Below are 23,682 nucleotides of genomic sequence, written 5' to 3'. Positions count from 1 at the left end.
CAACGGCAACCTTGAAAACGCCAAGTGCAAGGACAATCACCGGCACCACCGGAGTTTTCCCAAGTCGCCTACGCCGAGACCCAAACATCATGCGCTTCCCCCTCCAGTTCACGCTTGCGCAAGCGCGCCACCGCGCCAGAATGGAACGCCTTGGTCGGAAACGTTACCCGACCGTGCTCATGCTTGAACCGCTCTACACCTGCAACCTTGCCTGCCTGGGCTGCTCAACCGAGCGTTACACCGGCAAACTCTCCGACCGGTTGCCACCGGAAAAATGCTTTGCCGCCGTGGACGCCTGTGGCGCGCCTATTGTCAACATCTGTGGCGGCGAGCCATGCCTGTACCCGGAACTCAAAGAACTGCTCGAAGGGCTGTTTGCCCGCGACAAGCACGTGATCTTCTGCACCAATGCGCTCAAGCTCGAAGAAAAACTCTTCGGCGTCGTGCCGCCCACCCACCGGCTGCTGCTGATGATTCATCTCGATGGCATGCGCGAAACCCACGATTACGTCACCAACCGCGCCGGGGTGTTTGACAAGGCCATTGATGCCATCCGAAAAGCCAAAAAACTCGGCTACAACGTCTATCTGAACACAACGGTCTTCCGCGAAACCAGGATCGAGGAAGTCGAGCAGCTTTGCCAACTCGTGGATGAACTCGGCGCGAACGGGATTTTGATTTCTCCGGGCTACGAGTACCAGAGCGTCAAAAACGACATTTTTCTCAACCGCGAACAGACGCACGAAAAATTCCGGGCCATCCGCGCCTTTGCGAAGAAATACAAGATCAACGCCACGCCCAAGTTTCTGGACTTCGCTGCCGGCCTCATTGAGCTTCCCTGCGCGCCGTGGTCCACGGTCAACTACACGCCGAAGGGCTGGAAAGCGCCCTGCTACCTCATCGAGGGCGAAGGCTATTTTCAGGACTTTGAGACCTTCTGGAACACGGTTGACTGGAACTACTGGGAAAGCCGCCAGGACCCGCGCTGTGTCAACTGCAAGATGCACAGCGGCTCGGAACACAGCGCCGTCGAAGAAGCCATGAAAACCCTGCGCGGCAAGCTGCAACTCGCCGCCTGGTCGCTAGGGATGGGCGTATGAACACGGCGCAGGACGGGCAAGCACCAGGCCGCCAGTCACGGCTGAAAAGCAGCCTCAGTCAAACCGACATCAAGCCGCAGATCACGCCATTCGGTCAGACTGACCCGTTGGCCGTCCACGGTTTCGAGCAACTCGATGGGCAGGTTGACCTGGGCATCCACCACGTAAAGACGCACCCGATTGCCCTGCGCCAGCCGCAGCAGGTAGGCGTCGCCCCGGAGCGTCACAGCGGCTTCCGCGCCAGCCTGCAACATCTGCTCGATCTCTTCGATCAGGCTGCCAAAGTCACTGCGGGCAAAATCGCGCAACTCCTCTCGTACCAGGAAGGTTGGAATGGGAAAGCCATTTTTGCGCAGGCTGGTTTTGCCGTCCCGGCCCAGGACGACAACCGATCCCTTCGACCGGCCGACACGTCCCACCAGCTTAATGAAATGCGGCTTCTTGAACGCATAGTCGCTTTCGGAAAATTCATCGGGCCGTCTGAAGTTCCGCTCAATCAGACGACAGGTGTAGTCCTGCACGCGCTCAAACGCGGCCCGCATGCGTTCGACCAGTTCCGAGGGGGCCAGATCATCCGCCCCGGCCGGGCCGGGCAGCCCGATCAGCAGCAACCCCAGCACGACGGCGACCAAGTTGCGACGAAATACCGGTCTGCTCATGAAACCCGCCGCCCTCCTTCGGGCCGGGGAACCAACCGTCTGGCAACGGACAGCCTTGAAATCAACCTCCGGGCGGAGGCAGTGCGCCCTCCCCACGGGATCACGGAGAACATAAACACACTATGCCGATGAAAACCTTGCTGCTCAATCCACCTTCCTTCGAAGGCTTTGATGGCGGAGCCAGTTCGCGCTGGCCGGCGACGCGCGAAATTGCGTCCTACTGGTATCCGGTGTGGCTGGCCTACCCGGCCGGCATGATTCCCGGCGCGCGGCTGCTCGATGCCCCACCTCATGGCATCAGCCTCCAGGAAACCCTGAAGATTGCTCAGGATTACGAATTCATCGTGCTGTTTACGAGCGCACCCGGACTGCATAACGACCTCAAACTGGCGCGGATGTTCAAGGAGCAGAACCCGCACGTCAAGATTGCTTTCGTCGGCCCACACGTGACCGTCCGGGCGGAAGAGACGCTGCGGCTGGCCGACGGGGCGATTGATTTCGTCACCCGCAAGGAATTTGACTACAGCGTGACGGAGTTTGCCATGGGCAAGCCGCTTGCCGACATTGAAGGCATTGCCTACCTTGACGCCAACGGACGCTTTATCTGCACCCCCGACCGGCCGCCCATCCACGACCTCGACGCCCTGCCCTGGGCAACCGAAGTCTATGCCCGCGACCTGGATTACACAAAATACAACGTGCCGTTTCTGCTGCACCCCTACGTGGCGTTTTACTCCACCCGTGGCTGCCCGGCCCTCTGTACCTTCTGCATGTGGCCGCAGACGATTTCCGGGCACCCCTGGCGCAAGCGGTCAGCCCAAGACGTAGCGAATGAATTTGCCCACGCCTGGGAACTGTTCCCCAAACTGAAGGAAATCTTCTTCGACGACGACACATTTTCCTACCAGCCTTCACGTACCATTGAAGTCTGCGAAAAACTCAAGCCGCTCAAAAAAACCTGGTCCTGCACGGCGCGCGTCACCACAACCTACGACGCCCTGAAAGCGATGAAGGAAGCCGGTTGCCGCCTGCTGATTGTCGGGTTTGAGTCCGGCGACGACCAAATCCTGAAAAACATCAAGAAAGGCGCAACGACCGACATGGCGCGGCAGTTTATGAAGCACTGCAAAAAGCTCGGTCTGGTCGTTCACGGCGATTTCATCCTGGGTCTGCCCGGCGAGACGCCCCAGACCATCGAGAAAACCATCCGCTTCGCCAAGGAACTCGACTGCGAGACCATCCAGGTTTCGATTGCCCACGCCTACCCGGGGACGGAACTCTACGACTATCTCGTGGAGCAGGGCTGGCTGACGGAAGGGGCGATGACGGACGAAGAAGGCCATCAGCTTCCGCACATCGAATATCCCGGACTGACCAAGGGCCAGATTATGAAGGCCGTCGAAGACTTCTATGACGGCTACTACTTCCGGCCCAGAATCATCGCCCGGATTGTCGGGAAAGCCATCTTTGACGGGCAGGAACGGAAACGCCTCTACAGGGAAGCGCGTGATTTTCTGCGGCTGCGCTCCAAGCGGCAGGCGTATTACCGCAGCCAGGTGGAAACGGCCGGGACTCACAAGGGGGTGTAGCACCGCCACTTCCGGTACGCGCTTCCTGTGCCGGGCACTTTGCGGGCGATGTCCATCAAGCTCATCATCAATGCCGACGACTTCGGGGTTTCCTCCACGGTCAACCAGGCCGTGGTCAAGGCCCATGACGAAGGCATCCTGACGAGTTGCAGTCTCATGGTCGGGGGCGATGCCTGCGACGAGGCCGTGGCGCTGGCCAAAGCCCGTCCCCGCCTGAGCGTCGGACTGCACCTGACGCTGGTGTGCGGCAAATCCGTCCTGCCCCCCACGGAAATTCCACACCTCGTTGACGGCCAGCGGCAGTTTGCTTCCAATCCGGTCGTTGCCGGAGTACGGTACTTTTTCGATCCACGCTGCCGGGCGGAGTTGCGCCGGGAAATCCGCGCCCAATTCGAGCGTTTTCTGGCCACGGGGTTGCCCTGCTCCCATGTGGACGGCCACCTGCACTTTCACCTGCATCCGGCGGTTTTTCCCGTTGTTGCCGCCTGTGCGGCCGCGTTTGGCATCCGGTTTGTCCGCCTGCCACGGGAGCGGCTCTGGCGCAACCTGGCCATCCGGCGGCAGGGGTGGCCCGTCAAGGTCGGACACCGGCTGGTGTTTGGCTGGCTTTCCGCGCTGGCCATCAGACACCTGCGGCGGCACCACCTGCGTGCTGTGGACGAAGTTCACGGACTCTACGAGACCGGGCGCTTCACGGAAGACTACTGGCTGGCGCTGCTCGACCGCCTGAGCGCCGCCCCCCAGGAAGTGTATTGCCACCCGGAGGTCGCATCGCCTATGTTGCCGGCACACAACGCCCAGGGTCCCGACGAACTGGCGGCGCTGTTGAGTCCGCAGGTCAAAGCCCGCCTCCGGCAACGGCACATCCAGCCTGTGACCTACGCAGACTTGTCATGAAACTCCATCCTTTTGTGGCGGCTTCGGTCATCGTCAATTCGCTGGGCAATGTTCTGCTGACGCTGGCGATGAAGCGTCTGGCCCCAACCCTCGAAGCCCACCTGGCAGCCTATGACGTGGGTGCCGTGCTTCTGACCCTCGCCACCGACGTGACCTTTCTGGGCGGACTGGCTCTGCTCATCGCGTTCTTCATCCTGTTTTTGACGCTGCTCTCCAAGCTCGATCTGAGTTATGTCCTGCCGGTCACGTCGCTGGGCTACGTCATTACGGCGCTGCTGGGTGCGCTGCTGCTCGGAGAAACCGTCTCGGCGCTGCGCTGGACAGGCATTGTTGCCATTGCCACCGGGGTGTATCTGGTGACGCGCAGCGCCGAAGCCGACCGGCAGACATCACATCTGGAGGCAGCGTCATGACGGCCTCGGTCTCTGTTGTCATTGCCCTGATTGCCGGCATCGTCGTGTTCGGCACAGTGGGCGATCTCATCCTGAGCCGGACTATGAAGCAGGTCGGCAAGGACGAGCTTCGTACCTGGCGTGATGCCCTGCGGCTTGCCGGACGTACGCTCGGCGCACCGGGGTTTTACCTTGGTGTGGCCTGTATGGCCGGCGCGTTTGCTTCGCTTCTGGCGGCCCTTTCCGTTGCACCGGTGAGCCTGGTGGAGCCGGCAACGGCGCTGAGCTTTGTCCTCAATACCTTGGGCGCTCAGTTCCTTCTCAAGGAACGGGTCAGCCCTACCCGCTGGATCGGGACGCTGCTCGTCACCGGCGGCGCTTACCTGTTGTTTTTCTGAACCCTCACTGCATCGCCATGGCGGCTGACGGTCTTCTCATTTCATCCCCTGCCACGGAGACTGGAGACTAGTCCCATGCATGCCGCTCCCTGGTTGTTTGCCGGTCTGGCGTTACTCGTGGTGGCATCGAGCGCTTACCAGTTCGTCGTTCTGCTGGGCACGCTCTGGTTCCGGCGTCTCCGCTTCCGGGAACAGCGCAGCCTCACCAGCTTCACCCCTCCGGTCAGCGTCCTCAAGCCCATCCGTGGCGCCGATGACGACCTCGAAGCCTGCCTGGAAACCTTTTTCCGCCAGGATTACCCGCACTATGAGATTGTCTTTGCCCTCCACGACCCGGAAGACGCCGCTGTTGCCGTCATCGAGCGCCTGCGCCAAACCTATCCTGGTGTGCGTACCACCTGCGTTTTTCAGCCGCCGCCGCTGGGCATCAACCCCAAAGTCGCCAACCTGGCCCATGCCTTCAATGCAGCACAGTACGAAACCGTCGTGCTGAGCGACGCCGACATTCGTGTTCCGCCCAACTACCTGCGCACCGTCGTCCGCCCGTTGCAACATCCACAGGTGGGGGTCGTGACCTGTCCCTACCGGGGAACGGCAAACGGCGGACTGACCGCCCATCTTGAATGTCTGGGCATCAGCACGGACTTCATAGCCGGGGTGCTGGCAGCCTGCCTGACTGAAGGGATGAGCTTTGCCCTTGGCGCCACGATTGCCACCCGCAAGGCGGTCATCGCGGATTTTGGCGGGCTGTCCCGCCTGGCCGACCATCTGGGCGATGACTACCTGCTCGGACATCTCGCCCACCGGGCTGGCTACGAAGTGTGTCTGTCTTCCTGTGTCGTGGAAACGGTTGTGCCACGCATGACCTGGCGCGACTTTCTCAGTCATCAACTGCGCTGGGCACGCACCATTCGGACGGCCCGCCCCGGCGGTTACACCGGAATGTTCATTACGCATACCTTCTGGCTAGGGGCGCTGCTCGTCGCGGCATTCCCCGCCGTCCCGCTTGCCTGGCACCTCTTTCTGGTTGCCCTGACCCTGCGGTTTCTGGCGGCGTGGCAGATGGCAAACATTCTGGGAGACCGCGAGACAATCCGCCGCCTTGGCTGGCTTCCGCTGCGGGACCTTCTCCAGATGGCCATCTGGATGGGCGGCTTTGGCGGGCGAACCGTCACCTGGCGCGGGCAGATGTACCGTCTGACTGGCGACGGACGGCTGCTTCCCTATCCCCTGCCGGAGCGTCACTAGCCAGCCATCCCCCATCCAACTTCCGGGAACAGCGCCACGGCTTGCTTTTCAGGTTGTAATCTCAAAGCGTTTTGGTATGTTTGCGGACACTTTCGGGCCACTTCACCTGCGCGATAGCCGCCACATACACAACGGACCCGACGGATACACACCTTGCAGACGGGTTCCTCTTTGGCTTCCACGAGGAGATGTCCATGCGTTGCTTGCGTTCACTTCCACACCTGATTTTGGGGTTGCTCATTACAGGTATTCCACTGCTTTCGGCCTGCGGTTCACGGAACATCTCCGGCAGTAACGCTGTTCTGACCCCGCCTCCCCAAACTCAGGCGCTCAACAAGCCGTTGTGCCCAAACCCAAACGAACGCGCCCTGTCCGTCAGTGATGTCACCCAGATCATCACCCAGGCTGTCACCCGTGCTGCCGCCCTGAACCTGCGCGCCACCATTGCCGTGACTGACCGGGAAGCCAATGTCCTGGCGGTGTTCCGCATGACCGGTGCCAATCCCAACACGTTCATTTCGGGCGGTCCACTGGGTGGACGGCCGATCCCCAGCGAACTGGCGGCCATTTCCAAAGCCGGCACCTGCTCGTTCTTTGCTACAACCGGCAATGCGTTCACCCCACGGACGGCGAGCTTTATTGTCCAGGAGCACTTTCCGCCGGGAGTGTCCTTTACGCGGGGCGGGCCGCTGTTTGGCGTCCAGTTTTCGAGTCTGCTCTTCAGTGACATCAACCCCCGGCTGCCGCTGGGGCTGTCGGCCGATGCCGGCGGCGTGCCGCTTTACATCGGCGACTCACCGGTAGGCGGCATCGGAGTGGAACTTGACGGCAACTATAGCCTCGACCCTGACCCGACCGACAATGACCAGTCGCCGGAGGAAATCATCGCCGTCGCTGGCTCACGGGGTTTTGAAGCGCCAGCCGGTATCCGGGGCAATCAGATTCTGGTGGATGGTGTCGCCCTGCGGTTCGTCAATGCCCCACCGCCTGTCGCCGAACCACTGGTCAACCTCGCCACCCAGGGAAGTTTCATGGTCATTCCGGCCTTTGGCACTCAGGCCACTCCCAGAGCCGGCGTGCCGTTCCTGGGCCCCGGCAGCCAGTTTATCTGCGGCACACTCGGCGGGCGGCCGGTACGTATCTTTACGCCGCTGGCCAACATCACGCCCAGCGCCCAGCTTTCGGTGGCCGAAGTGGAGCGAATACTGTCCCAGGCCATCCAGCAGGCGTACGCCACCCGCGCCGGGATTCGCCTTCCCCTCAACAACTTTGCTGAAGTCAACGTGGCCGTCGTGGATGCCAACGGCAACCTGCTCGGACTGCGTGGGACCCCCGACGCCCCGGTTTTCGGCGTGGATGTCTGTGTGCAGAAGGCCCGCTCGGCTGCCTTTATGAGCAATCCCAATGCCGGTGCCATTCTCACCGCGGCCGGGCTGGGCAGCTACGTCAGTCGCGCCGCAGCCGATGGCATTCAGCTCAACGGCGCAATTGCCTTCAGTTGCCGGGGTCTGGGCGATATTCATCGTCCGTTTTTCCCGGATGGGATTGACTGCACCGGCTCCGGGCCATGTGTGCCCAATGCGCCGGGACCGTTCTCCACCGGAAGCCGGCTGTTTACCAGTACCAACGTGTGGAGTCCGTTCAATACGGGCCTCCAGCTTGATCTTATTGCCGGTACGCTGGCCGATATTCTTACCAATTATTCCAACCCCGGCAGCGTACCGGTCATCCGGCGCCCACCGGCAAATATCCGCAACGGACTTCAGATTTTTGCCGGTGGGGTGCCGCTCTACAAAAACGGCGTCCTGGTTGGGGCCATCGGTATCAGCGGCGATGGGATTGACCAGGATGACATCATTGCCTCGTTCGGCTCGGCCGGCTTTGAATCTCCGGCCAACATACGGAGTGACCAGGTGTTCGTCCGTGGCGTCCGCCTGGCGTTCGTCAAATTCCCGCCCAATCCCAATCTGTGAAGGCTGGCGGCGAGCGAACCCAGGCGGGCCGGCAAAGCAAGGTGAACAAGGTAAGGTGGGACGTGGTCAGGACAACACACTTCAAACTGGTCATCCTGTGGCTTGCTCTCATAGGGAGTGGCTGGTTCAGCCTGGCCCAGTCACCAAGCAAGCCCTCGCCGGCCCAGGCACCTGCCGGGTCGGCGACGGGCACTTCCGCGCCAGCGCCGACCGGGACGATTTACCCTCCCGCGCCGGAAGACAACCTGCCGGAAGGGGCGTTCCGGCATGACCAGCACCCGACGGGCGACGTGGCCATCGTGGACAAGGAACTCATCCGCTTCAACGGCGGCAAGCCCACCATTCAGCTTGACTGTAACTACTGCCACCTCGTGCGGCCGGAAGAAGTCCGCGCCGACGGATTTGGGCAATACCCGCTTGAAACGCCGGCCTACCTGCAGCAGTACGCCGGACGGCAGGCCCCGGTCAAACACTCCGCCTGTACTGCCTGCCACAGTTTTATGGTGACGCCCGGCAACCGCGCGCGTATGGCCAAACTCCAGGTGATGTGCGCGGTCTGTCATAACGGGCCTCCGGTTGGTCAGACGGCCAAAGACATCCACCCGTTCCCCAATCCGGCGCGGCAAACCCAGTTCGGGGCACTGTACTCCCACGCCATTTCGGCCCATGCCAAGGAAAGCTGTGAAAGCTGCCATCAGGTGCAGGCCACACCGCTGATGCCAACCGGTACACCGGAAGCGGCGCGGCGCAACATCTATGTGTCGCGCCCCGAACACCGCGAATGTTTCGTGTGTCACATCGAGAACGCCAAGACACTTACCGGCCGGGATGCCGCCGAGCCGTATGCAACCAACTGTGCCGGGTGCCATCCACTGGAGCGCCAGCCCGACCGCCGTCTGCTCCGTGCGCCGCGCTATACAACCATCACCTCAGAGTTTCAGCACGGCAGCCACCATGCCGTGTTCAACCGGCAGTGGAATCCCGGCAAACCGTTTGAGACCATCGAGTTTCTCAACAAACTCGGCAAGGCGACGCCCCTGGCGGCCATGACGCACCCTGACGCCGCCAGCCGGCAAACGGCTCTTTCCTGCCGGAGTTGTCACGGCAACCTGCTGACGCTCACCAAGGAACTCCGGGACGCCCGTCCAAAACGCGGCAAGAAAAGCAAGGAAGCGTTTGCGAAAGAAAAGCTTGAATGGGACTGGCTGGTGCAAACCACCTTCCGGCGCAACCCGACCTATCCGGCCAACCAGTCCTGCGCCGGTTGCCATGGCTTCGAGCGCATCGAGAAAATCAACGACAAGGACACCAAGGAACGGGTGCAGCGTTTGACCCCCCTGCCTGGCTTTGCGCCAGCGCAACACAACTTCATTGCGGTGTTCAATCTGGGAAGCTGCGATAGCTGCCATCCGTCAACCGTGAGCAAGACCAAACCGGAAAGCCACAAGCTGCGCCGTCCGGCAGCGTCAGAAAGCAAGTAAGCTGGCGCCTGTCACCCACGGGAGACGCCTGCACTCCGCCTGTATCCCATGCCAGAAACATCCGATGTCTCACCACCAACTGCGACACCACCTGCGCTGCCACGGGAGATCAGCCGGGCGCGCCGGGCGGCCTTTCTGGCGCTGATGCGCGTCGAGACCGATGAAGCCTGGTCCAATGAAGCCCTTGATGCGGCCTTCGCCCGGCTGTCCCCTTCCGGTGACCCGGAACAACTGGCCGCCGACCGCCGCCTGGCGACAGACATCGTGCTGGGCACGCTGCGCTGGCGCGGCAAGCTTGACGCCGAGCTAAGGAAACACACTGGACGGGAACTGAACACCCTCGATCCGGCCGTACGAACCGCCCTGCGCATGGGGCTGTACCAAATCACCTTCCTGACGCGCACGCCGCCCTTTGCGGTCGTCCACGACGCGGTGGAACTCGTCAAACAGTCGTCCGAAAGCAGCCATGCGGCCGGGTTTGTCAACGCCATCCTGCGTGAAATCCTGCGGCAGCGCGGTCTGGACGAGAACAAGCTGGCTCCGGTCCGAAGGATTCTGAAAAAACCGCCGCCGCCGCCGGTTCCGGCCAAACGGACCCGCCGCAAGGCGCCGCCTCCGCCGCCACCGGACCGTCCTGCACCGGCCACCATCACCGACCGGGAAGCCGAGCTGTCCCATCCGGCCTGGCTGCTGAGCCACTGGGCGCGCGCCTTGGGAGAGACCCGCGCCACCTGCATTGCGGCCACCAACAACCTGCCAGCGCCGACCTTTATCTGGCTCAATCCGCTCCGCCAGGACCCGCCAGTCACCTGGCAGGAACTGACCGCTGCCGGGTTCACACTCCAACCTTTCGCCGGGCTGCCGGAAACCTGTATGGTCGAAGGCGACCTCTCTGCTCTGGGTCCCTTTCTGACAAGCGGCAAGATTTACGTGCAGGACGCCGGCTCGCAGCAGGTCGCCCGCTGGCTGGGCGTCCAGCCGGGACAGCGGGTGCTCGATATGTGCGCCGCGCCGGGCGGCAAAACGGCCCAGCTTGCAGCCCTGATGCAGAACGAAGGCACGATTACGGCGCTGGATGTCCATCCGCACCGGGTCGCCGCCATGGAGCAGAACCTGGCCCGGCTGGGCGTCCGCATCGCCCGGTGCTACGTCGCCGACGCCACCTCGACGCATCTGATCTCCCCGGCCGACCACCGCCGCTCCCGCAAAAAACTGCCCTTTTCACTCTTCCCGGATTCCTTCGATGCCGTGCTGCTCGATGCCCCCTGTTCTGGCACCGGCACGCTGCGCCGCCACCCGGAAATCAAGTGGCGGCTGACGCCACGCAAACTGTCCGAGCTGGCCGGGATTCAAACCCGGCTGCTCTGGAACGCGGCCCAGGCCGTCAAGCCCGGCGGCTTTCTGCTCTACGCGGTCTGCTCCCTTGAAGCCCGCGAAGGGGAAGAGGTCATACGGATTTTTCTCAAACACCATCGCAACTTTGAGGTTGTCCCCCCACCTGATGCCGGTGACGCGCTGACCAGCGAAGGCTTCCTGCGGCTGTGGCCCGACCAGGACGGGACGGATGGCTTTTTCGCGGCGCGGCTGCGTCGCCACGGCCCGGACTAAGGCAGACGCCTGAGAAGCCACCCGGAGAAGCTTCTGGAGAGGAACCCACCCGCCGTGAAAATCGGTATCACGTGCTATTCGTCCTATGGCGGAAGCGGCATCGTCGCTTCCGAACTCGGTCTCGAACTGGCCGCCCGCGGCCACGAGGTGCATTTCATCTGCGCCACGCTGCCCCTGCGCCTCAGCCGCATGCCGGACCACATGCACTTCCACGAGGTCGAAGCCACCAACTATGCCCTGTTTGACACCGCGCCTTACGCCCTGGCTCTGGCGGTACGCATGGCCGAAGTGGCGCTCGAATACGAACTCGACCTGCTGCACGTCCACTACGCCATTCCACATTCGGTCAGCGCCTTCCTGGCGCGGGAAATGCTCAAGGACACCCGCCCGGTGCCCTTCATTACCACCCTGCACGGCACGGACATCACGCTGGTCGGCACTGACCGCTCCTACCTGCCCATCACGCGCTTTGCCATCCGGCAAAGCGACGGGGTGACCTCCGTTTCGGAGTACCTGCGCGCCGAAACCTGCCGCGAATTCGACATCTGTACCGACACGCCCATCGAGGTCATTCCCAACTTCATCAACAGCCAGGTTTACCGGCGGATGGAAAACCCGGCGCTCCGCGCCACCTTTGCCAAACCCGACGAACCCATCCTGGTTCACGTCTCCAACTTCCGCGCCGTCAAACGTACAACCGATTGCATTCGTATTGCTGCGCGGCTCAGCCGCCACCTCCCCGTACAGTTGATCATGGTCGGCGACGGCCCGGAGCGCGCCCAGGCGCAGTGGCTCGCCCGGCAGAAAGGCATTGCCAAGCGGGTTCACTTTGTCGGCAAGCAGCCGGACATTCCCGCCTACCTGTCGCTGGCCGATGTACTGCTCCTGCCTTCCGAGTCGGAATCCTTCGGGCTGGCGGCGCTTGAAGCCATGGCCTGTGAAGTGCCGGTGATTGCGAGTTGCACAGGGGGGTTGCCGGAACTTGTCACGCCCGGCGAAACCGGCTTTCTGGCCGAAGTCGGCGACATCCAGGCCATGGCCGACCACGCGCAGCGGCTGCTGACCGACGCCGACCTGCACCACCGCATGCGTCAGGCCTGCCGGCGTGTTGCCGTGGAAAACTTCAACGCCAACGACATCGTGACCCGCTACGAAGCCTACTACCGGCGGGTCATCGAGCAGTTCCGCGCCCGGCGTGGCTGAACCGGCACCGCCCGGCGCATCCGCCCGCCACCGCCAGGTTCCAGGCACAGGTCCCGGGCAGCGGCCCCGTTTTGTGAAAAAACATGCAAAAAGGGCTTGGAACGTTCGGAAAAACACGCTAGATTAGCGGCACTTCGTACGGCAGCACACGAAGCCCGAGGCTTCGGCGGTAGTGCGAACCACCTCCCCGGTTCATCTGCCGCGGCTGTCCAGCGTACGAAACCAGACGCTTGATAACGACGTTTCGAGTATCCGTCCCGTTGCTGTCCCCCCACCTACTGTTGCGTCCAGGCACCTGCGGGATGAGGCGACTCGATGGCTACCCTGAACAACAGTGACGACGTCCCAGATCGGAAAGCTGTGTCCTGCCTCCCCATCGCGCCCGTCCCCTGCCGGATGGACGGGCAGTGCTCTGGCTAGCACCTGGTTTTCAGCCGGGCGGGGAGTGGCGCGCAACAGAGGGGTTTGATTATGGCTCAACATTTCCATCGCAGTATGAACACGGTTGCGAAGGTGTCCATTTTCGGGGCCGTGTTCATCATCGGGTTCAGTGCGTGGCTGCTGCTTGAAATCAACCGCTCGTCGAACGTCACCAACGTGGGGATTGCCCTGCCCCAGCCGGTGCAGTTCAGCCACCAGCACCACGTCGCCGGGCTTGGGATCGAGTGCCGCTACTGCCACACCTCGGTCGAACACTCGTCCTTTGCCAACGTGCCCCCGATTTCGACCTGCATGAACTGCCACCAGCAAATCTGGTTTGGGGCGCCGATGCTTGAACCCGTCCGTGCCAGTTGGAAATCCGGGCAGGCCCTGGAGTGGAACCGCGTCCATAACCTCGGCGATTACGTCTATTTCAACCATGGCGTCCATGTGCAGAAAGGCATCGGGTGTGTGTCCTGCCATGGGCGGGTGGACCAAATGCAACTCATCTACAAGGACCAACCCCACACGATGGAATGGTGCCTGAACTGCCACCGGAATCCGGCACAGCACATCCGGCCGCGCGACCAGGTCTTCAATATGACGTGGAAGCCAGAGGACATTGGCGAAACGCAAGCCAGTTTGGGAGCGCGTCTCGTCAAGGAATACAACATCGAACCGGCTCGGAAGCTCACGAGTTGCTCGACCTGTCACCACTGAACCACTGAAGCGCGACGCCATGACCGATCATTCTGTACCTTCCTCCGTCCCTTCCCCGCCGAACGCCCGCCAGCCGGAACCGGCTCACTGGCGCGGCATCGAACGGCTGCTCGCCGACCCGGAAGCGCAGGCGGCGCTCGCCGAGGCCTTTCCGCGCCAGGCGTCACTGCTCGGCGATGCCCTTGACCGGCGGCACTTCCTCAAAATCATGGGCGCCTCCTTCGGGCTGGCCGGACTCACCGCCTGCAGTGCCTACCCGGACGACGGCAAAATCGTGCCCTACGTCAAAGCGCCGGAGGAGATTGTTCCGGGCAAGCCGCTGTTCTACGCCTCGACCTTCAGCATGGGCGGGCAGGTGACGGGCGTACTCGTCGAAAGCCACATGGGCCGCCCGACCAAAATCGAAGGCAACCCCGATCACCCGGCCAGCCTGGGGGCGACGGATGCCTTCACCCAGGCGGCCATCCTGACCCTCTACGACCCGGACCGCTCCCAGACCACCCGCTACTATGGCGATGCGCGGCCCTATGACATGTTTCTGCGCGACCTGCGCAAGATGCTTGACCAGCACCGGGCTGACCAGGGCGCCGGACTGCGGATTCTGACGGAAACCGTCACCTCACCGACGCTTGGCTTCCAGCTTCAGCGCATTCTGGCTGCCTTTCCAAAAGCGAAATGGGTGCAGTACGAGCCATGCGGCCGCGACCAGGTGCGCGCCGGGGCCAGGCTGGCCTTTGGACGCGCTGTGGCGACGCAGTACCGCTTCGAGGCCGCCGATGTGGTGGCGGCCTTCGATGCCGACTTCCTGGCGGCCGGCCCCGGCCACGTGCGCTATGCCCAGGATTTCAGCCGCCGGCGTCGCGCCCGCTTCGGCCAGGACACGACCAAACAGATGTCGCGGCTGTACATGGTGGAGTGCACGCTCACGTCCACCGGGACCGTGGCCGACCACCGGATTGCGGTGCGCCCCAGTGAACTCATCGAAATTGCCAATGCTGTCGCCGTCGGGCTGGGAATTGACACCGGACGCCCGGCGCAGCCGCCAGCAGCCCATGCGAAGTTCGTCGAAACGCTCGTCAAAGACCTGCAGGCCCACGCTGGCAAGAGCCTGTTTCTCGTCGGGGACTACCAGCCAGCGGCCCTGCACTTCCTCGCCCACGCCATCAACGCCAGGCTGGGCAACGTCGGAAAAACCCTGTTTTACACCGACTCGCCCGAAATCGCGCCAACCGATCAGGAAGCTGAGTTCCGGCAGCTCGTGACAGACATGCATGCCGGCGCGGTCGAAACCCTCATCATCCTGGAAGGCAACCCGGCCTATACGGCGGCGGCGGACGTGGACTTTGCCGGCGGGTTGCAGAAGGTCAAACTGGCCGCCCACCTCAGTCTCTACTTCGACGAAACCTCAGCCCGCTGCCATTGGCACATCCCGGCCTCGCACTTCCTCGAATGCTGGGGTGATGCCCGCGCCCACGACGGCACGGTTTCCGTGCAGCAGCCGCTCATTGCGCCGCTTTACCGGGAAACCAAATCACCGCTGGAACTTCTGGCGGCCTTTCTGGATGAGTTCAACCAGAACAGCGATGAAATCGTCCGCCACTTCTGGCAGCGCCACCTGGCGCAGTTGAAGTCCGGCAAAGCCTTCACACCGAATGCCACTGGCCCGGTGCGCGTGGGACGCAATGCTGTCGGACTACAAGACGACTTCGAGAAGCAATGGCGACGCACACTGCATGACGGCTACCTGGACGGCTCGGCCTTTACGCCCATCGAGGTCACACTGACCGGTGTCGCCTCCCAGGTGCTCGCCACGCTTCCCAAACCAGCCGGTGACGGGTTGGAAGTGGTTTTCCGCCCCGACCCGATGATTTACGACGGACGCTTTGCCAACAACGGCTGGTTGCAGGAAACACCGAAACCACGCACGAAACTCACCTGGGACAACGCCGTCATTGTCTCGCCCCGCACCGGAGCCAAACTGGGTGTTGTACGGACGCACGACACCGACCCCTATGCGGTTGTCGAAGTGGAAGTCGGCGGGCGGCGGGTACGCGGCGCGGCACTCATTGTCCCCGGCCACCCGGACGACACGCTGACGCTCCACCTGGGCTACGGGCGGGAGCGCGCTGGCAGTGTCGGCAACGGCGCTGGTTTCAATGCCAATGTCCTGCGGGCAGCAGACCACCTGTGGGCTGCCAGCGGGGCCAAGGTCGCCAAAACCGGCGAAACCGCCCGCCTGGCCTGCACCCAGATGCACTGGGAAATCGAAGCCGCCGGGGCCTTTGAGCGCCGGCAACTCGTCCGGGAAGCCACCCTGACGGAATACCTCTCCGACCCGCAGTTTGCGCGTACCGAGTTCGATGACCCGAAAGCCCGCAAATTGACGCTGTTCGAGCCGCCCGACGACTACACCAAGGGCTATGCCTGGGGCATGGTCGTGGACATGAACGTGTGCACCGGCTGCCAGGCGTGTGTTGTGGCCTGCACGGCTGAAAACAACATCCCCATCGTGGGCAAGGCCGAAGTGCTGCGCGAGCGCGAAATGCACTGGATTCGGATTGACCAGTACTATGCCGGCGACCCGAACGACCCCAACCTCGCCCTGCACCTGCAACCCGTCATGTGCCAGCACTGCGAAATGGCACCGTGCGAGCTGGTCTGTCCGGTGGCCGCAACGACCCACAGCCCGGAAGGCATCAACGAGATGACCTACAACCGCTGCGTTGGGACGAAATACTGCGCCAACAACTGCCCCTACAAGGTGCGCCGGTTCAACTTCCTGCACTACTCCGACTATGACACGCCGGTACTGAAGCTGGGGCGCAACCCGGATGTGACCGTGCGGACGCGCGGCGTGATGGAAAAATGCACCTACTGCATCCAGCGCATCAATGCCGCGCGCATCGAGGCCGAAAAAGAAGACCGGCGCATCCTGGATGGCGAAGTCATCACAGCCTGCCAGGCCGCCTGTCCGACGCAGGCCCTCATCTTCGGTGACATCAACGATCCAGACAGCCAGATTGCCCAGTTGCGCAGGGAGCCGACGAACTACGGGCTGCTGGCCGAACTCAATGTCCGTCCGCGGACTTCCTACCTGGCGAAAGTGCGCAACGTCCATCCCGACCTGACGCCTTCCCGCAAGCAGGCGACCGGTCACGGCGGCGGTCATTCCGGCGGACACCACAGCGGCAACGCCGCGGAACCCCACGGCAGCGGCACGCCGGACAAGCCCACCGGAAGTCACGCGCCCGGTCACTGAGAAAGCACAGGAGCGACCTTGACCTATGTCCGAGTCGAACACGTTTGAACACTCTCAGTCGCCCACGAGTCGCCTGCCCGTCATCGGGCCGGGGCATACCTACGCCAGCATCAACGAAAAGATCAGCGCCATCGTCCTGCTGCGGGGAACGACCTTCGGCTGGCTGGTCGGTTTTGGCATTGCCTTCATGATTTTCATGATGATGCTCGGCTCGATCAGCTACCTCCTCTACAAAGGCGTCGGCGTCTGGGGCATCAACAACCGGGTCGGCTGGGGGTTTGACATCATCAACTTTGTCTGGTGGATCGGTATCGGGCACGCCGGAACGCTCATCTCGGCCATCCTGCTGCTGCTGCACCAGAAATGGCGCACCTCGATCAACCGTTTTGCCGAAGCCATGACGCTGTTTGCCGTAGCCTGTGCGGCACTGTTTCCGGTGCTGCACCTGGGGCGGCCGTGGTACGCCTACTTTCTCTTTCCCTATCCGAACACGATGGGGATGTACTTCCCGCAGTTTCGCAGCCCGCTCGAATGGGACGTGTTCGCCGTCTCGACCTATGCCAGCGTGTCGCTCGTGTTCTGGTACGTCGGTCTGATTCCCGACCTGGCCACGATGCGCGACCGGGCGCGGAGCTGGTTTGCCAAAACCGTTTATGGCTTCTTCTCGCTGGGCTGGCGCGGCTCGGCCCGCCACTGGCACCGGTACGAATCCATCTACCTGCTGCTGGCCGGTCTTTCGACGCCGCTGGTGCTGTCGGTACACACCATCGTCAGCTTTGACTTCGCAGTATCCATCATTCCCGGATGGCACGCGACGTTTTTCCCGCCCTACTTCGTCGCCGGCGCCATCTATGCCGGGTTTGCCATGGTGCTCACGCTGGCCATCCCAGTGCGCTGGGTCTATGGGCTGGAAGATTTCATCACCGACAAGCACCTTGAAAACATGGGGCTGATTACACTGGTGACGGGGAACATGGTGGGCTACGCCTACATCATGGAACTGTTCTACGGCTGGTACAGCGCCAACGAGTACGAGCAGTTCATGGTGCACAACCGCGTCTTCGGCCCCTACTGGGCGCTGTATGTGGGGCTTATCGTGTGCAACATCATTGCGCCGCAGTTCCTGTGGTCGAAGCGGATTCGACGCAATGCCTGGTGGCTGTTTGCGATTTCGATGTTCGTCAGCGTCGGCATGTGGCTGGAGCGGTACGTCATCATCGTCGTCAGCCTCCACCGGACCTTCCTGCCCTCCGGCTGGGGAACCTACGCTGGGACATTTTGGGACTGGACGCTGTACATCGGCACGATGGGCTTCTTCCTGACGCTGCTGTTCCTGTTCATCCGCCTACTGCCGATGATTTCGATGTCTGAAATGCAGATGCTTCTGCCGGGCGCTACGGGCGTGCCGGAGAAAGGAGCGGCGAAATCATGAAGCCAAGCAACCGACCGCGTTACTACGGGGTGTTGGCCGAGTTCGAGTCGCCGGCGGCGCTGGTTGCCGCGGCCCGCGCCACGCATGACGCTGGCTATCGCAAGTATGACGCCTATTCGCCCTTCCCTATCGAGGAACTGGCCGAGGCGATGCACGACCACAAAAACCCCATTTCAAAGATTGTCTTTTTCGCGGGGCTGACCGGGGCGTGTGTCGGATTTGGCATGCAGGCGTACGCCAACCTGGTGCACTACCCGATGAACATTGCCGGCCGGCCGCTCTATGCCTGGCCGATGTTCATCCCCATCACCTTCGAGTGCACGGTGGCGTTCGCAGCGTTTACCGGCGTGCTGGCGATGCTGGCGCTCAACGGGCTGCCCCGGCCGCATCATCCGCTGTTCAACGTGCCAAGTTTTTCCCAGGCCACGCAGAGCCGGTTTTTCCTCTGCATTGAGTCGGCCGATCCAAAGTTTGACCTCGATGCCGTCCACCGGTTTCTCGAAGGTCTGAAGCCAATGGAGATTCACGATGTTGAAGACGACTAGTGGCCCTGTGCAGCGCCTCGTCTGGGCCGGCATCGTGGCAACGCTTCTGGCCGGCGGCGCTGGCTGCAAGCAGAAGATGAGCTACCAGCCACGCTATGACCCCCTGGAGCGGAGTGAAACGTTCAACGACCGGGCTTCGGCGCGGCCGCTGGTGGCCGGGACGGTTGCCCGCGGCTTTCTGCGCGATGACCCGGAAGTGTTTCTGGGGCGCAAGGAAAACGGCGACTACGTGACGACCTTTCCCTTCCCCATCACCGAAGAAGTTCTCAGGCGGGGGCAGGAACGGTTCACCATCTACTGCACGATGTGCCACGGGTTTTCGGGTTACGGGAACGGCATGATCGTCCAGCGCGGGTTTTCTCCGCCGCCATCGTTTCACGACCCGGAAACCCGTGAAAAATCAGTGGGTTACTACTTTTCCGTCATCACCAACGGCTATGGCGCCATGCCGGGCCATGCCCATCAGATTCCGGTTTCCGACCGGTGGGCCATCGTGGCGTACGTCCGGGCCCTGCAGTTGAGCCAGAATGCCCGCCTTGAAGACGTACCGGCCGACCAGCGGCAGCAGCTCGACGCCCAGCCGACCCCTCCGGCGGCCTCCAAACCGGCCGCTTCACCTTCGGCCTCACATTCGGGAGGAACGCACTGATGAGCTACGACGCGACGCAAGTGCAGTGGGACGCCCCCGTGCCGGCGGTTGTCAGGCAGCTCCAGATGCCGGCGCTCATCATCGGCATCCTTGGTGCCGTGCTCGCTATTGTGGCGGCGGTTCTTGACTTCCGGCAGTTCCTGCACGCCTACCTTTTTGCCTTCACCTTCTGGAATGGGGTGACGCTGGGGGCGATGGTTCTCCTGATGATTCAGTACCTGACGGGCGGCGGCTGGGGCATTCTGGGGCGGCGCACGATGGAAGCCGCCGTCCGCAACATGTGGCTGATGGCTCTGTTTTTCCTGCCGATTCTTGCCGGGGTGCTCCTCAACAAACTTTACATCTGGACGGACACCGCCCGCGTGGAAGCCGATCACCACCTGCACCAGAAAGCCACCTACCTCAACGTACCGTTTTTCCTGGGGCGTCTGGCGTTTTACTTCACGGTGTGGATCGTCTGGGCGTACTTCCTGAGCCGCTGGTCGCTGGAGCAGGACCAGAGCGGCGACAAGAAACTGGCCCAGAAACTGCGCAACCTGAGCGGCCCGGGGCTGCTGGTGATGGCCATCACCATGACGTTCTCCAACATTGACTGGCTGATGTCGCTCGAACCGTACTGGTTCTCCTCGATGTATCCGCTCATCAATATGGTGGGCAATCTGCTTTCCGCCATCTGCTTCACGGTGGCCCTGGTGGCCCTGATGTCGGATATGCCTCCGTTCAAGGGGCTGATTGCCTCCAAGCACTTCCGCGACTTCGGCAACCTCATGCTGGCATTCACAATGCTGTGGACGTACACCTCGCTGTCCCAGTTTCTCATCACCTACTCCGGCAACCTGCCGGAAGAAACGCCCTGGTATCTGAACCGGCTCAACGGCGGCTGGGGCTATGTGGCAGCCAGCCTGCTGGTCGGCCACTTCATGCTGCCCTTTGCCGTCCTGTTGCAGCGGCAGGTCAAAGACCCCGGCAAACCGCTCATCTACGTCGGGGCCTTCATCATCTTCATGCGGATGGTGGACCTGTTCTGGTGGATCAAGCCGACGTATGACGCCGGACATGGATTCCACGCCGTCGAGCATCTGTCGCACTTCAGCCTGACCTGGATGGACATTGTTACCCCGCTGGCCATCGGCGGCATCTGGGTGTGGTTCTACCTGCGCAACCTGCAACAGCGGCCGCTCATTCCCCGGCACGATCCGAACATGAAGGAGGCGTTTGCCCATGGCGGACACTAAGCCCGACAAATCCAATCACCACGAGTTACCCAACGGCGTCGGTTTTGAGCAAAGCGACGCCAACATCAAGGCGGTGTTCGGCGTCGGCATTGCTGTCCTGGTCTTCACGATCTGCTGCGCTGTGGTCATCAATGTGCTCTACAGCTACCTGGATGAGCGCGGCCACCGCGTTGTCCAGCCAAAGACGGAACGCCCCAAAACGGAGCCACGGGTAATCAACGATCACGAACCGCCGCTTCAGGAATCGCCGGAAGCTGACATGCGGATTTGGCGCGCCAAGGAAGAAGCCCACCTGAAAAGCTATGGCTGGGTCTCAAAGGAAAAAGGCATCGTTCACATCCCCATTGAACGGGCCATGAAGCTGACGCTCGAACGCGGTCTGCCCAGCAGCAACCGGGTTCAGCCGTTCAATGCGCCCACGGGTGTTCATCGTCCGGGCGGAACGGGGATGCCGCTGTTCGACAAGGAAGAAGTACTGCGGCATTCGGGCGATTCCAACTCCGGGCGGCCACTGCCGCGCCCGGCGACGGCGGCGGCTGCAACGCCAACAGCACCGGCAGTGCCGCCCACAACGGCCCCCACGGTCGGGCCACCGGCCGCACCCGGCACGGTCGGGCCACCGGCCGCACCCGGTAAGACAGATGTCTCCCACGGGGGACCCCACTGACGCTACCTGGCCGGGGTGATCGGGTCTGGCCGGAGCTGGGTATGGCGCGGCGGGTTTTTCAAAGGATTGAGTGGTTTTGTATGAAGAAAGTTTTTGCAACGGTTTGGTTCATCTGGTTGGGACTCGTGCTGGCCACGCCGCCAGCCCTGGCCCAGTACGGCATCGGACAGCAGGTTGAGATGCCCAGCCAGACCGGCATGCCCTCCGGGTCGCCGGAGCTGCTCAAGCAGATTGGCGTCACGCAGAACCTGGGCGCACAGCTTCCTCTCGATGTCCAGTTGCGGGATGAAACCGGCCAGGAGCGCCCCCTGCGCACCTACTTCACCGATAAGCCAGTCATCCTGGCGCCGGTTTATTTCACCTGCCCGATGCTCTGCACCCAGATTATCAACGGCCTCATCAAGGGCCTGCGCGAAGTCCACTACACACCGGGACAGGACTTTGAAGTGGTGATTGTGAGCATTGATCCGCGCGAGACGGCGGAACTGGCGGCTGGCAAGAAGCAGAGCTACCTCAAACGTTACGGCCGTCCCGGCACGGAAGGCGGCTGGCACTTCCTGACCGGACGGGAAGAAGAAGTCTCCCGGCTGGCAGCGGCGCTTGGCTTCCGTTACGCCTGGGATGAAGCCACCCAGCAGTATGCGCACGCCAGTGCCATCATGGTCGCCACCCCCCAGGGCCAGCTCTCACACTACTTCTACGGCGTCGAATACCGCCCCAACGACCTGCGCTTTGCACTCATTCAGTCCTCACAGGGCAAGATCGGCAGTCCGGTCGAGCAGGTTCTGCTCTACTGCTTCCATTATGACCCTGTGACCGGGCGCTACACGCCCCTGATTCTGACGACCGTCAAGATTTTCGCAGTTCTGACGGTGCTGCTGCTCGGCAGCCTGATTGGTTATTTCCTGTGGCAGGAACGCAAGGAACGGCAGGCACTGGCCGCCGGTTCAACCACGGCCAATGCCGGATAGGGATGTTGTCATGATGCCATTGACCATATTGACTACATGCTTCAATTGGACGGCAGCGGCGCGGCGGGTGCCGCTGTTTCCAGAACAGGCATCGGCGAATGCGCCCAACGTGGATGCCCTGTACTTCTTCATGCTCGCGGTCTGCGGCGGCGTCTCGATCGCCATTGTTCTGCTGATTTTTTACTTTGCCGTCAAATACCGCCGGCGGACGCCCGACCAGTTGGCTGAAGAGGCCCATGTCCCTGTCGCACTGGAGTGGGCGTGGATCATCATTCCCTCGCTGTTCTTCATGTCGTTTTTTGGCTGGGGGGCGTTTGTGTACTTCAAGGACGCCAAAGCGCCCGAAGGTGCCCTCGAAATTGCCTGCACGGGCCGCCAGTGGATGTGGAAGTTTCAGCACCCGGACGGACAGCGTGAGATCAACACGCTGCACATCCCGGTCGGGAAACCTGTCAAACTGGTCATGGTGTCGGAAGATGTCATCCACAGTATGTTCGTGCCGGCCTTTCGGATTCACATGGACGTGATTCCCAAGCGGTACACGGAAGTCTGGTTTGAGGCGACCAAGCCGGGGACGTACCACATGTTCTGCTCGCAGTATTGCGGCACGGAACACGCCAACATGATCGGTTCAGTCATCGCCCTCGAACCCCATGAATACCAAACCTGGCTCAACGGCGCGGCGACCGGCTCGCTGGCACTGCGCGGCGAGGCCCTGTTCAACAAACTCGCCTGCAATGGCTGCCATACCGGCGATGCCGAAGCCCGCGGGCCCTACCTGCCCGGACTGTACGGCCGCAATGTCCAGCTCACGACCGGCGAGGTTATTGTCGCGGACGAAAACTACATCCGCGAGTCCATCCTCAAACCCGGTGTCAAGATTGCTGCCGGTTACGACAACATCATGCCTGGCTACGATGGGCAACTGACCGAGGAACAAATCATCGAGTTGGTGGCCTACATCAAACACCTGGGCAAGAAGTACGAGCAGTTTGAGCCGGTGGCGCCGCCGACGGCGCCGGCCCCGCGCCCGGCCGGTCAGAATCCCGACCAGACGCTCCCCACCGGCAACGTCAAACCAAGTATGACGCCGGGCACATCACCTCCGGCGACGGTTGCGCCGGCCGGTGCGGCCCCCACGCCCTCCCCGGTGTCAGAAGGAACCCGTCCGAAACCCAACTGATCTGATTCCGCCTGTCGGCAGCCCCTCGGACCGCATCGAGTGACAATCGAGTG

At 62.1% G+C, this 23,682-nt stretch carries 20 protein-coding genes; 19 read left to right on the top strand and 1 reads right to left on the bottom strand.

The annotated features are described in order from the left end of the window. The first annotated feature begins 89 nt into the window (after positions 1-89). Complete coding sequence (gene hpnH / locus CABTHER_RS12360) at positions 90-1,100, top strand: adenosyl-hopene transferase HpnH (RefSeq protein WP_014100993.1); 1,011 nt, start codon at positions 90-92, stop codon at positions 1,098-1,100. A 35-nt stretch (positions 1,101-1,135) separates the two neighbouring features. Here the strand turns inward: hpnH and CABTHER_RS12355 are convergent, their stop codons facing one another. Continuing rightward, positions 1,136-1,759, bottom strand: a complete 624-nt coding sequence (locus tag CABTHER_RS12355; protein WP_014100992.1) for a hypothetical protein — start codon at positions 1,757-1,759, stop codon at positions 1,136-1,138. Positions 1,760-1,881: 122 nt separating this feature from the next. Here CABTHER_RS12355 and hpnJ point away from each other — a divergent pair, with 122 nt between their 5' ends. The 18 genes from hpnJ (at position 1,882) to coxB (ending at position 23,629) form a co-directional block, all read left to right on the top strand. Next, positions 1,882-3,348, top strand: a complete 1,467-nt coding sequence (gene hpnJ / locus CABTHER_RS12350; RefSeq protein ID WP_041569964.1) for a hopanoid biosynthesis associated radical SAM protein HpnJ — start codon at positions 1,882-1,884, stop codon at positions 3,346-3,348. Positions 3,349-3,375: 27 nt separating this feature from the next. Further along, positions 3,376-4,245 carry a hopanoid biosynthesis-associated protein HpnK gene (gene hpnK, locus CABTHER_RS12345; RefSeq protein WP_228374109.1) on the top strand — a complete coding sequence of 290 codons (870 nt, stop codon included), beginning with the start codon at positions 3,376-3,378 and terminating at the stop codon, positions 4,243-4,245. Further along, positions 4,242-4,658: an EamA family transporter gene (locus CABTHER_RS12340; RefSeq protein ID WP_014100989.1), complete on the top strand. Its 417-nt coding sequence runs from the start codon at positions 4,242-4,244 to the stop codon at positions 4,656-4,658. The genes hpnK and CABTHER_RS12340 overlap by 4 nt, the downstream gene beginning before the upstream one ends. Beyond that, the gene (locus tag CABTHER_RS12335; protein WP_014100988.1) at positions 4,655-5,035 is read left to right on the top strand and encodes an EamA family transporter; all 381 of its coding nucleotides are present in this window, start codon (positions 4,655-4,657) and stop codon (positions 5,033-5,035) included. Before CABTHER_RS12340 ends, CABTHER_RS12335 begins: the two co-directional genes overlap by 4 nt. Positions 5,036-5,110: 75 nt before the next feature. Then, positions 5,111-6,283, top strand: a complete 1,173-nt coding sequence (gene hpnI / locus CABTHER_RS12330; protein ID WP_014100987.1) for a bacteriohopanetetrol glucosamine biosynthesis glycosyltransferase HpnI — start codon at positions 5,111-5,113, stop codon at positions 6,281-6,283. A 194-nt stretch (positions 6,284-6,477) separates the two neighbouring features. Next, complete coding sequence (locus CABTHER_RS12325; protein WP_049787533.1) at positions 6,478-8,256, top strand: GlcG/HbpS family heme-binding protein; 1,779 nt, start codon at positions 6,478-6,480, stop codon at positions 8,254-8,256. A gap of 62 nt (positions 8,257-8,318) precedes the next feature. Continuing rightward, positions 8,319-9,737: a cytochrome c3 family protein gene (locus CABTHER_RS12320; RefSeq protein ID WP_148264097.1), complete on the top strand. Its 1,419-nt coding sequence runs from the start codon at positions 8,319-8,321 to the stop codon at positions 9,735-9,737. A 48-nt stretch (positions 9,738-9,785) separates the two neighbouring features. Further along, positions 9,786-11,345: a transcription antitermination factor NusB gene (locus tag CABTHER_RS12315; protein ID WP_014100984.1), complete on the top strand. Its 1,560-nt coding sequence runs from the start codon at positions 9,786-9,788 to the stop codon at positions 11,343-11,345. 54 nt (positions 11,346-11,399) lie between these two features. Further along, entirely contained in the window at positions 11,400-12,548 is a 1,149-nt protein-coding gene (gene bshA, locus CABTHER_RS12310) for an N-acetyl-alpha-D-glucosaminyl L-malate synthase BshA (RefSeq protein WP_014100983.1), read from the top strand. A 495-nt stretch (positions 12,549-13,043) separates the two neighbouring features. Continuing rightward, positions 13,044-13,688, top strand: coding sequence for a cytochrome c3 family protein (locus CABTHER_RS12305; RefSeq protein ID WP_014100982.1), 645 nt, complete (start codon positions 13,044-13,046; stop codon positions 13,686-13,688). A gap of 19 nt (positions 13,689-13,707) precedes the next feature. Further along, complete coding sequence (locus CABTHER_RS12300) at positions 13,708-16,947, top strand: TAT-variant-translocated molybdopterin oxidoreductase (RefSeq protein WP_014100981.1); 3,240 nt, start codon at positions 13,708-13,710, stop codon at positions 16,945-16,947. 25 nt (positions 16,948-16,972) lie between these two features. Further along, positions 16,973-18,379 (top strand): NrfD/PsrC family molybdoenzyme membrane anchor subunit, encoded by a 1,407-nt coding sequence (gene nrfD, locus CABTHER_RS12295; protein ID WP_014100980.1) that lies wholly within the window; start codon positions 16,973-16,975, stop codon positions 18,377-18,379. Continuing rightward, complete coding sequence (locus CABTHER_RS12290) at positions 18,376-18,924, top strand: DUF3341 domain-containing protein (RefSeq protein ID WP_014100979.1); 549 nt, start codon at positions 18,376-18,378, stop codon at positions 18,922-18,924. Before nrfD ends, CABTHER_RS12290 begins: the two co-directional genes overlap by 4 nt. After that, entirely contained in the window at positions 18,908-19,573 is a 666-nt protein-coding gene (locus CABTHER_RS12285) for a c-type cytochrome (RefSeq protein WP_148264096.1), read from the top strand. Before CABTHER_RS12290 ends, CABTHER_RS12285 begins: the two co-directional genes overlap by 17 nt. Beyond that, entirely contained in the window at positions 19,573-20,808 is a 1,236-nt protein-coding gene (locus CABTHER_RS12280) for a hypothetical protein (protein WP_014100977.1), read from the top strand. The genes CABTHER_RS12285 and CABTHER_RS12280 overlap by 1 nt, the downstream gene beginning before the upstream one ends. Then, positions 20,795-21,475 carry a hypothetical protein gene (locus tag CABTHER_RS12275; protein ID WP_014100976.1) on the top strand — a complete coding sequence of 227 codons (681 nt, stop codon included), beginning with the start codon at positions 20,795-20,797 and terminating at the stop codon, positions 21,473-21,475. The genes CABTHER_RS12280 and CABTHER_RS12275 overlap by 14 nt, the downstream gene beginning before the upstream one ends. Positions 21,476-21,555: 80 nt before the next feature. Then, positions 21,556-22,446, top strand: coding sequence for an SCO family protein (locus CABTHER_RS12270; protein WP_014100975.1), 891 nt, complete (start codon positions 21,556-21,558; stop codon positions 22,444-22,446). 13 nt (positions 22,447-22,459) lie between these two features. Further along, on the top strand, positions 22,460-23,629 hold the full coding sequence (gene coxB / locus CABTHER_RS12265; RefSeq protein ID WP_228374108.1) for a cytochrome c oxidase subunit II: 1,170 nt from the start codon (positions 22,460-22,462) through the stop codon (positions 23,627-23,629). Positions 23,630-23,682: the final 53 nt, after the last annotated feature.

It is taken from the genome of Chloracidobacterium thermophilum B, assembly GCF_000226295.1.
GTDB classification, from domain to species: Bacteria; Acidobacteriota; Blastocatellia; order Chloracidobacteriales; family Chloracidobacteriaceae; genus Chloracidobacterium; species Chloracidobacterium thermophilum.
Note: the sequence above shows the minus strand (reverse complement) of the source record. Positions and strands in the feature narration are given on the sequence as shown.

Bases quoted from the DNA above. Each gene is read 5' to 3' on its own strand.
- hpnH (WP_014100993.1), top strand. From the start codon at position 90: ATGCGCTTCCCCCTCCAGTTCACGCTTGCGCAAGCGCGCCACCGCGCC.
- CABTHER_RS12355 (WP_014100992.1), bottom strand. From the start codon at position 1,759: ATGAGCAGACCGGTATTTCGTCGCAACTTGGTCGCCGTCGTGCTGGGG.
- hpnJ (WP_041569964.1), top strand. From the start codon at position 1,882: ATGCCGATGAAAACCTTGCTGCTCAATCCACCTTCCTTCGAAGGCTTT.
- CABTHER_RS12340 (WP_014100989.1), top strand. From the start codon at position 4,242: ATGAAACTCCATCCTTTTGTGGCGGCTTCGGTCATCGTCAATTCGCTG.
- CABTHER_RS12335 (WP_014100988.1), top strand. From the start codon at position 4,655: ATGACGGCCTCGGTCTCTGTTGTCATTGCCCTGATTGCCGGCATCGTC.
- hpnI (WP_014100987.1), top strand. From the start codon at position 5,111: ATGCATGCCGCTCCCTGGTTGTTTGCCGGTCTGGCGTTACTCGTGGTG.
- CABTHER_RS12325 (WP_049787533.1), top strand. From the start codon at position 6,478: ATGCGTTGCTTGCGTTCACTTCCACACCTGATTTTGGGGTTGCTCATT.
- CABTHER_RS12315 (WP_014100984.1), top strand. From the start codon at position 9,786: ATGCCAGAAACATCCGATGTCTCACCACCAACTGCGACACCACCTGCG.
- CABTHER_RS12305 (WP_014100982.1), top strand. From the start codon at position 13,044: ATGAACACGGTTGCGAAGGTGTCCATTTTCGGGGCCGTGTTCATCATC.
- CABTHER_RS12300 (WP_014100981.1), top strand. From the start codon at position 13,708: ATGACCGATCATTCTGTACCTTCCTCCGTCCCTTCCCCGCCGAACGCC.
- nrfD (WP_014100980.1), top strand. From the start codon at position 16,973: ATGTCCGAGTCGAACACGTTTGAACACTCTCAGTCGCCCACGAGTCGC.
- CABTHER_RS12290 (WP_014100979.1), top strand. From the start codon at position 18,376: ATGAAGCCAAGCAACCGACCGCGTTACTACGGGGTGTTGGCCGAGTTC.
- CABTHER_RS12285 (WP_148264096.1), top strand. From the start codon at position 18,908: ATGTTGAAGACGACTAGTGGCCCTGTGCAGCGCCTCGTCTGGGCCGGC.
- CABTHER_RS12280 (WP_014100977.1), top strand. From the start codon at position 19,573: ATGAGCTACGACGCGACGCAAGTGCAGTGGGACGCCCCCGTGCCGGCG.
- CABTHER_RS12275 (WP_014100976.1), top strand. From the start codon at position 20,795: ATGGCGGACACTAAGCCCGACAAATCCAATCACCACGAGTTACCCAAC.
- CABTHER_RS12270 (WP_014100975.1), top strand. From the start codon at position 21,556: ATGAAGAAAGTTTTTGCAACGGTTTGGTTCATCTGGTTGGGACTCGTG.
- coxB (WP_228374108.1), top strand. From the start codon at position 22,460: ATGCCATTGACCATATTGACTACATGCTTCAATTGGACGGCAGCGGCG.